The sequence below is a fragment of the Citrobacter sp. Cy070 genome, from assembly GCF_030332245.1.
Lineage (GTDB): Bacteria > Pseudomonadota > Gammaproteobacteria > Enterobacterales > Enterobacteriaceae > Citrobacter > Citrobacter youngae.
Map to the genome: position 1 here is coordinate 1 of NZ_JAOWIG010000076.1, position 4,770 is coordinate 4,770.

Below are 4,770 nucleotides of genomic sequence, written 5' to 3' on the forward strand. Positions count from 1 at the left end.
GGCTTTGTTGAATAAATCGAACTTTTGCTGAGTTGAAGGATCAGATCACGTATCTTCCCGACAACGCAGACCGTTCCGTGGCAAAGCAAAAGTTCAAAATCACCAACTGGCCCACCTACAATAAAGCCCTCATCAACCGTGGCTCCATAACTTTCTGGCTGGATGATGAAGCTATTCAGGCCTGGTATGAGTCAGCAACACCTTCTTCACGAGGCAGACCTCAGCGCTATTCTGACCTTGCCATCACTACTGTGCTGGTCATTAAACGCGTATTCAGGCTGACCCTGCGGGCTGCGCAGGGCTTTATTGATTCCATTTTTTCTCTGATGAACGTTCCGCTACGCTGCCCGGATTACAGCTGTGTCAGCAGGCGGGCAAAGTCGGTTAATGTCAGTTTCAAAACGCCCACCCGGGGTGAAATCGCACACCTGGTAATTGATTCCACCGGGCTGAAGGTCTTCGGTGAAGGCGAGTGGAAAGTCAAAAAGCATGGCCAGGAACGCCGCCGTATCTGGCGTAAGCTGCATCTCGCCGTTGACAGTAAAACACATGAAATCATCTGCGCTGACCTGTCGCTGAACAACGTTACGGACTCAGAGGCCTTCCCCGGGTTAATCCGGCAAACCCACCGGAAAATCAGGTCAGCCGCCGCCGATGGCGCTTACGATACCCGGCTATGTCACGATGAACTGCGGCGTAAGAAAATCAGCGCGCTTATCCCTCCCCGAAAAGGTGCGGGTTACTGGCCCGGTGAATATGCAGACCGTAACCGTGCAGTGGCTAATCAGCGAATGACCGGGAGTAATGCGCGGTGGAAATGGACAACAGATTACAACCGTCGCTCGATAGCGGAAACGGCGATGTACCGGGTAAAACAGCTGTTCGGGGGTTCACTGACGCTGCGTGACTACGATGGTCAGGTTGCGGAGGCTATGGCCCTGGTACGAGCGCTGAACAAAATGACGAAAGCAGGTATGCCTGAAAGCGTGCGTATTGCCTGAAAACACAACCCGCTACGGGGGAGACTTACCCGAAATCTGATTTATTCAACAAAGCCCTATGACGGTTATGGCTGAAGCAGTACAAGCAACCTCGATTAAAAAGGTGTTTGAAGTTGCATGTCGGTTATATGACCTCGCAGTAGATGCATTTAACGAAACTAATGAGCAAGAAGAACCTCCGCAGGATGATAATCAGGGCGCTGATTATGGTGACAGCAAAGGCGATGACAGTTCGTCAGAGCCGGGCCAGTCATCCGACAGTTCTGACAAAAATGGGGATGGCCAGACTGTAAGTTCAGGCGGTAATGGCGGCTCGCCGTCATCGTCAGCCGGTCAGAATGGGCCTTCTTCAGATCCTGATGGTAATACCGGTGGCGCACCAGATAAAGAACATGGGCAAAACGATAGCGATGATGAAAACGATAACTCATCGTCAACGTCAGCTAATCGTAATACTCCTGCTTCCGACTCTGGTGACAACAAAGCCGGAGCTTCCCAACCGGGCTCAAATGCTTCGGGTGAAGCTTCTGTCGTTAACATGTCCCAGGGCGGTAAAGACCCTTTCGAAGGAACCACATCGAATGACCTTGGCCGTACTGGACAGAACACTTCAGATAAGCTCAATCAGTTAATCAAAGACAAAGTACCCCCGCATCAACGTATCGTTTCACCTACTCCATATTCAGTAGCACCTGCGAAGCGGCACGATACCGGTAATGCATCCGTAAGTTTAGGGGTGCAGATGGCTACCGGGTTACGCCAATCACTTCATGGGTTGTTACAGGGTGTAAGAGCGGTGAGAAGAACACATCGTGAAACTGGTCGTAAGCTTGATTCTCGACTGGTTACCAGTGCCATGCTGGGCAATACGCGTCTTTTTAAACATAAGTCCAAGGCAGTAGATGTCAGTTCTGCTTTTACTATCCTGCTGGACTCTAGCGGGTCAATGAGCCGGTCGGTTAAAGAGGCTGAAGCCGCTGTTGTATCAATGTTGTATGCGCTCGATGGTATTCAGGGGGTAACTACCTCGGCATACCATTTCCCACACGCCGCACATAATAGCGTAGGTCTGTTAAAAGGACGGGAGCAAACTTTACGGACAGCTATAGGAACTCATCAGTTTGGTATTGGTACGCAAGGCTGTACTCCTCTTTGCGAATCGTTATGGCCTGCACTTGCAGACCTGACGTCAGCTAAAGCGGATCGCCATGTATTGGTTATAGCAACTGATGGCCAGCCTGATGATATGGCTTCTGCGCGAGCGATGATACAAAGCGCTAAAGATGATGACATCATCGTTATTGGCATCGGTTTCGGTGATGCCAGTGACCGCATGATGAAAAGTCTTTTTGGTGATACCGGTGTTTCTGTCGGTTCTGTTTCTGCCTTACGTAGCAAACTCTTTGAAGTAACCCGTAAAGCTCTCATGTCTTAATCTGTATTTTAATTTCCGTTTTAGCTTTCTAAATTAATTTAATTTATTTTAAAGGTGATCATTATGTCTGCAACCGCAAAATCTAAAGTGGTTCACGAAAATCAACTCTCATTCATGAGTATTTTCGATGCCACTGAAAGTGAATATGATCTGATATCAGCCGATTCAGAACATAATTATGAACTTCGTTTTTCATCAAAGATGGCTTACGAAATAATTCGGGATAGTATATATATCATGACTGCATACCGTAGTACTGGTGAGCAGCGTGTGGATGAAATCCTCTGGATTTGTTCGGAAGAAAATCAGGAAGACTTATGTTCATTTACGAGTTGCTGCAAAATAGCGGGTCTTGATCCATTCGAAACCCGGATGGAAATCCTGCACGAGTGGTCAAGTGAATTGGCAAAACAAGCAAGACTGATTGCGTGTCATCACTTTACTGCTCCCACTAATATGGAACATGTTGCATCCCAACGTATTGGATACGAAAAATACAGAAAAGCGTTTTATCACACTTATCCTAAAGAGGCTGCGAAGCCGCTTAAGAATAAACCTCTGTAATAATACAAACGCTGACTTCGGTCAGCGTTTTTTTCGTGCCACGCTGGAGACTAACATGAATATTTTAAAACATGACTTCGATAGTTCCTCTGAACTGCTACAAGCGGGTTTATTGCTTAATCAATTGGAGGATCTAATAGGGTTTATTTCCACGAATGAGTTCAGGAAAACCTCAATCAATCAGTTCATTGAGGTTGAGGCATCTGAACTTATGGTTTTTAACCTATGGCATCCGATGTGTCCCGATATCACTGAGGTTCATTTCTTCCGTGATATGGATTCAAATTGGTGGCCATACAAGATTTATGAACTCATGTCTGATATAACCACCCAAACCCAATTCATTCCTCGGGTAAATCAATAAAGGTGACATCATGATTCATTATTGGGTTAAAGTGAGACCCGGTGAAACAGATATCCTCGCACCTCTTCGTCATGGGGTTCTCGCCATAAAATATTTGGATGGAGCGCCATTGCTTTTCCAATGGCCTCCTGAAGAAGGATGGACGTTCGAAACCCTGGATAAAGTACAGCCTTGTGGTGTTGAGTTTGGGGCCGATGCATATATTAATGATGTATGGATTGGTACTACAGAATTTTAATCTTTAAAGACTGAATGTCTGGAGTCTCATTTAATGGATATCCCATGCATTTTGTTTATATCAAATAGTCGGCATTATGTAATTACTGAAGACTCTGTTATCGCTTCATGGCCATCACGTTCTGATAAAGAAAGTGAGATCATTCAGCTTAATGACGGTCGGATTATTACTGCAAACAATGTACGACGATTTAACTTCATCGACATTTCAAAGATCGAAAGCCTGACGGCGATTGATGATGGAATTGTCTTTTAACTATATAGATTAATAACTGGAGTCTGTATGAGTGGCTGCGCGTTGATAGAGTATAACAACCGCACCGCCAGAATACGCGGTGAAGTTGCACAAGGCGATAAGCATTATATTCAGTATGCTCTCGCTCACTGGGCTGTCATTGCAATCAGGATTCGCAATACAGACCATCATTTTACCCGATTGCCGGTTGATGAGTGGATTGAAGGAATTGCAAAACAAGTAAATCCTTCTGAGGCTCGTGAGCAGATATTTAATGCTCTATTGCGGTGTAAGCCGGGTATCTTCTAATTCATTTAATTTATCGAGGTATATATGTTTCATTCTGAAACCGAGGATATCTATGGTTTTGTGTCTGGCGATATGTCATTGCGACCTCATTCAATCGATAGAGATTTGCAGGACTTAAGGTTACTACTCGCCGATATGGATACCATTAATATTCTGAACGAACGAGGGATAGGAACTCAGAAAACCATCTTTCATGTAACACAAAATGAGTCGAAGGCATTAATGCTGGTTACTCGTTTAACTTACTGCCAAGGTGGTGGACGATTTACTCACCCTGAATGTGCTCTTCTTGTTGAACAGATAACTGATCTAGGACGTAAGTTGGGTAATAAACATTTCGATGCGGCGATGAATGAAGCAAAACGCTTTATAGCGAATGAGGCTGACTTCATGAAAGAACAAACTGTCTGGTAGAAAATTTCTAAGGAGTCACTCATGTATACTTCAACTACTGCTAAATCAGATCATATTGATAGCTTTAATAACGCACAAAACCGTATGTTGATGAATTACGAACGTGATGAGTTTGAACAAGCTCCCGCTGCCGGGTAATGACTCCAACTTATTGATAGTGTTTTATGTTCAGATAATGCCCGATGACTTTGTCATGCAGCTCCACCGATTT

At 45.1% G+C, this 4,770-nt stretch carries 8 protein-coding genes; 7 read left to right on the forward strand and 1 reads right to left on the reverse strand.

Translation table 11 applies throughout. The annotated features are described in order from the left end of the window. Positions 1 to 32: 32 nt before the first annotated feature. From OGY19_RS15730 to OGY19_RS15760, 7 genes are all read left to right on the forward strand, one after another. A complete protein-coding gene (locus OGY19_RS15730) occupies positions 33 to 1,001 on the forward strand; it encodes an IS5-like element IS903B family transposase (RefSeq protein WP_000654812.1) in 969 nt (322 codons plus the stop codon). A gap of 67 nt (positions 1,002 to 1,068) precedes the next feature. Next, positions 1,069 to 2,436: a VWA domain-containing protein gene (locus OGY19_RS15735; protein WP_286596772.1), complete on the forward strand. Its 1,368-nt coding sequence runs from the start codon at positions 1,069 to 1,071 to the stop codon at positions 2,434 to 2,436. A 63-nt stretch (positions 2,437 to 2,499) separates the two neighbouring features. Beyond that, a complete protein-coding gene (locus tag OGY19_RS15740) occupies positions 2,500 to 3,000 on the forward strand; it encodes a hypothetical protein (protein WP_016241579.1) in 501 nt (166 codons plus the stop codon). 55 nt (positions 3,001 to 3,055) lie between these two features. Beyond that, complete coding sequence (locus OGY19_RS15745; RefSeq protein ID WP_016241578.1) at positions 3,056 to 3,364, forward strand: hypothetical protein; 309 nt, start codon at positions 3,056 to 3,058, stop codon at positions 3,362 to 3,364. Positions 3,365 to 3,374: 10 nt separating this feature from the next. Next, positions 3,375 to 3,602 carry a hypothetical protein gene (locus OGY19_RS15750; protein ID WP_016241577.1) on the forward strand — a complete coding sequence of 76 codons (228 nt, stop codon included), beginning with the start codon at positions 3,375 to 3,377 and terminating at the stop codon, positions 3,600 to 3,602. Between the two features lie 282 nt (positions 3,603 to 3,884). Continuing rightward, entirely contained in the window at positions 3,885 to 4,145 is a 261-nt protein-coding gene (locus OGY19_RS15755; RefSeq protein WP_016241576.1) for a hypothetical protein, read from the forward strand. A gap of 24 nt (positions 4,146 to 4,169) precedes the next feature. Then, positions 4,170 to 4,559, forward strand: coding sequence for a hypothetical protein (locus tag OGY19_RS15760; RefSeq protein WP_016241575.1), 390 nt, complete (start codon positions 4,170 to 4,172; stop codon positions 4,557 to 4,559). Between the two features lie 148 nt (positions 4,560 to 4,707). On the opposite strand, the gene OGY19_RS15765 is transcribed toward OGY19_RS15760, so the two are convergent. After that, on the reverse strand, positions 4,708 to 4,770 hold a 63-nt coding region (locus OGY19_RS15765; protein ID WP_071603212.1), incomplete at its 5' end, for an IS1 family transposase.

Coding starts and splice junctions, on each gene's coding strand:
- OGY19_RS15735 (WP_286596772.1), top strand. CDS start 1,069: ATGGCTGAAGCAGTACAAGCAACCTCGATTAAAAAGGTGTTTGAAGTT.
- OGY19_RS15740 (WP_016241579.1), top strand. CDS start 2,500: ATGTCTGCAACCGCAAAATCTAAAGTGGTTCACGAAAATCAACTCTCA.
- OGY19_RS15745 (WP_016241578.1), top strand. CDS start 3,056: ATGAATATTTTAAAACATGACTTCGATAGTTCCTCTGAACTGCTACAA.
- OGY19_RS15750 (WP_016241577.1), top strand. CDS start 3,375: ATGATTCATTATTGGGTTAAAGTGAGACCCGGTGAAACAGATATCCTC.
- OGY19_RS15755 (WP_016241576.1), top strand. CDS start 3,885: ATGAGTGGCTGCGCGTTGATAGAGTATAACAACCGCACCGCCAGAATA.
- OGY19_RS15760 (WP_016241575.1), top strand. CDS start 4,170: ATGTTTCATTCTGAAACCGAGGATATCTATGGTTTTGTGTCTGGCGAT.